The 2,486-nt window shown below is 71.4% G+C and carries 4 protein-coding genes and 1 pseudogene; all 5 read left to right on the forward strand.

All coding sequences use genetic code 11. The features are described 5' to 3' along the window. Window positions 1–132 precede the first annotated feature (132 nt). Window positions 133–477 carry a hypothetical protein gene (locus tag KL771_RS28125; RefSeq protein WP_261971820.1) on the forward strand — a complete coding sequence of 115 codons (345 nt, stop codon included), beginning with the start codon at window positions 133–135 and terminating at the stop codon, window positions 475–477. 238 nt (window positions 478–715) lie between these two features. Beyond that, the gene (locus KL771_RS28130; protein ID WP_261971821.1) at window positions 716–1,186 is read left to right on the forward strand and encodes a gp436 family protein; all 471 of its coding nucleotides are present in this window, start codon (window positions 716–718) and stop codon (window positions 1,184–1,186) included. Further along, a complete protein-coding gene (locus KL771_RS28135; RefSeq protein ID WP_261971822.1) occupies window positions 1,186–1,671 on the forward strand; it encodes a phage virion morphogenesis protein in 486 nt (161 codons plus the stop codon). The genes KL771_RS28130 and KL771_RS28135 overlap by 1 nt, the downstream gene beginning before the upstream one ends. Then, window positions 1,668–2,303 carry a hypothetical protein gene (locus KL771_RS28140; protein WP_261971823.1) on the forward strand — a complete coding sequence of 212 codons (636 nt, stop codon included), beginning with the start codon at window positions 1,668–1,670 and terminating at the stop codon, window positions 2,301–2,303. Before KL771_RS28135 ends, KL771_RS28140 begins: the two co-directional genes overlap by 4 nt. Window positions 2,304–2,306: 3 nt before the next feature. After that, a pseudogene (locus KL771_RS28145) lies at window positions 2,307–2,486 on the forward strand (phage baseplate protein); the annotation flags it as partial.

Raw genomic sequence — 2,486 nt, forward strand, 5'->3', positions numbered from 1 at the left:
AGGTCGGCGGCCGGATCGAGGACGAGGACATGGGCCTCGACGGCGGCTTCCGGATCCGCGTCGGCGAGAAGGTCAAGGAGGTCGTCTGCGCGCCCTCCGTCGGCTACCTGATCCAGGACGCGGTGAGCTGACATGGCCAAGAAGCCCCAGCCCCAGCCCGAGGCCGCCGCCCCGCCGCCGGCGGCCGCGCCGATCGCGGCCGACACCCTGGCGACCCTTCAGGGCGTGACGGTGCCGCCCGGCGATCTCGCCGCCGACTTGGCGGCCCCCGGCCGGATCGTGCCGGCCATGCTGGACCAGCGGCCCGACAATCCCGAGCCCGGCATCCAGATCGAAGGCTCGGGCGTCCCGCCGGCGATCCGCGCCGTCACGCTGATCGCCCCGGCCATCATCGACGGCCGCCGCCGGGAGATCGGCGAGACGGTCGAGGTCGACGAGACGATCGCCGCCCAGCTCGCCGGCGCCCAGGCGATCTGACCCGATACCCGGGGGAGATGGCTGATCCCCGCCGTTGAGACGAGCCGGCCGCGCCGAGGTCCGGTCGGCAAGGCCATCCGAGCCGGTGGAAGGCCGGCACCATTCTCCGGGCCTCGGCCCGGACCCTCATCGCCGCGTCCGATGCGCGTCGCGCGGCGATCTCGGGAGGCGGCGGCTCAGGGCGTGCCGCCGCCTCAACCGCCCACCCCGAGACAACGCCCCCGAGAGACGCCCCCCGATGACCATCGCGACCGCCTTCGCCACCCTGCAGGATCTGATCGACCGGCATCCCGAGCAGCTGACCATCCTGGCGGCCGACGAGACGACGGGCTTGCGCGACGACATTCGGGTCGTCCGGGCGATCGAGGACGCGGGCGCGGAGATGACCGGCATCCTGCTCGCCCGCTATTCGGCCGCCGATCTCGACCGGCTCGACGCGACCTCCGAGGCGATCCTGCGCGTCTACTGCATGGATATCGCGCTCTACCGGATCAGCCTGTCCTTCGCGCGCACGAGCGATGCCCTGAAAGAGCGCTACGAGGCGTCAATCGCGCGGCTCAAGGACATCGCCAAGGGCGCCGGCGGCCTGGTCGTGCTCGGCACCGGCGGCGCGGCGCCCGGTTCCGAGGCCGGCGACGGCGCGGCGACCCCCAACGGCGTGATGATCTCGGCGCCCGAACGGATGTTCACGCGCGAGAGGATGTGGTGATGAACGGCGTCTCGATCACCATCGACCTGACCGGCATCGACCAGGCGCTTGCGGCCCTGTCGCGCCTGGTCTCCGGGGTCGGCGACGAGGACATGATGTCGGCGATCGGCGCGATCGGCGAGAGCCAGACCCGCCGCAGGATCACCGACGAGAAGACCGGACCGGACGGCCAGGCCTGGCCGCCGAACCGGGAGGGCGGGTCGATCCTGCACAAGTCCGGCCAGCATCTCCTCGGCTCGATCGCCTGGACCGCCTCGCCGACGGAGGCCAAGTGGGGCGCGAGTTGGGAATACGCCCACGTTCACCAGTTCGGCGCCGAGATCGTGCCGAAGAACAAGAAGGCTCTCTATTTCATGGTGGGTGGGCAGGCGTACTTCGCCAAGAAGGTCACCATCCCGCCGCGGCCCTTCATCGGGTTGTCTGAGGACAACGCCCGCCAGCTCCTGCAGATCGTCACCGATCATTTCGGGAAGCTGCTGTCATGACCCCGGTCAGCCTCGCCGATCTCGTCGCCGCCGATCCGCTCGGGACCTTGAAAGCCGCGATCGTCGCCCGGCTGGCCACGTTGATCACCGGCATCGCGGTTGCCTCGCATCCCGGCCGGCTCGACATCTCCGAGGTCACCGAGCGCGCCATCGTGCAGGCGCCGGGCATCGCGGTCGGCTGGAGCCGCATCCGCGGGGCCCAGATGCTCGACGGGTCGGTGCATCTGCCCATCGACTGGGTCGCCTATCTGGTGGTCGCCGACAAGGCTATCGGCACCCGCGCGGTCGACCGCGAGCGGATCGGCCTGGCGCTCGGCCGGCGGCTCCTGCAGATCCTGCCCGATCGCGACGCGGCGACCTGGGGGCTCACCGGCGTGACGCCGCCGGCGGTCGATCCGGGGCCGGAGTTCCGGCCGCTCTTCACGGTCAGCGATGCCGCCAAGGGGGCGGCCTACTACGCGGTCACCTGGACGCAGAGCCTGATCGACCAGGGCACCGGCCTGTTCGACGGCCCGGAGCCGCTCGGCACGGAAGTGCTCGATGGCGACGGCCGGCCGGCGATCGACTTCGACTTCGGCGAGGGTGTCGACCCGCCGCCGGAGGTGCTCGCCCTGTTCGAACTGGAGGGCTGACCGATGGACCTGGTCGCCTCCGAACTCCGCCGCCTGCGCCGCCAGGTGGTCGACCTCAACCGGCGCCTGGCGCTCGCCCGCGTGCCCGGCACGATCGAGGAGATCGACAACGCCAAGCGGATGGTCCGGGTCAAGATCGGCGAGGATGCCGAGGGCCAGCCGATCCTGTCGCCCTGGGTGCGC

The organism is Prosthecodimorpha staleyi (genome assembly GCF_018729455.1).
In the GTDB taxonomy this organism is placed as follows: domain Bacteria; phylum Pseudomonadota; class Alphaproteobacteria; order Rhizobiales; family Ancalomicrobiaceae; genus Prosthecodimorpha; species Prosthecodimorpha staleyi.

Coding starts and splice junctions, on each gene's coding strand:
- KL771_RS28125 (WP_261971820.1), top strand. CDS start 133: ATGGCCAAGAAGCCCCAGCCCCAGCCCGAGGCCGCCGCCCCGCCGCCG.
- KL771_RS28130 (WP_261971821.1), top strand. CDS start 716: ATGACCATCGCGACCGCCTTCGCCACCCTGCAGGATCTGATCGACCGG.
- KL771_RS28135 (WP_261971822.1), top strand. CDS start 1,186: ATGAACGGCGTCTCGATCACCATCGACCTGACCGGCATCGACCAGGCG.
- KL771_RS28140 (WP_261971823.1), top strand. CDS start 1,668: ATGACCCCGGTCAGCCTCGCCGATCTCGTCGCCGCCGATCCGCTCGGG.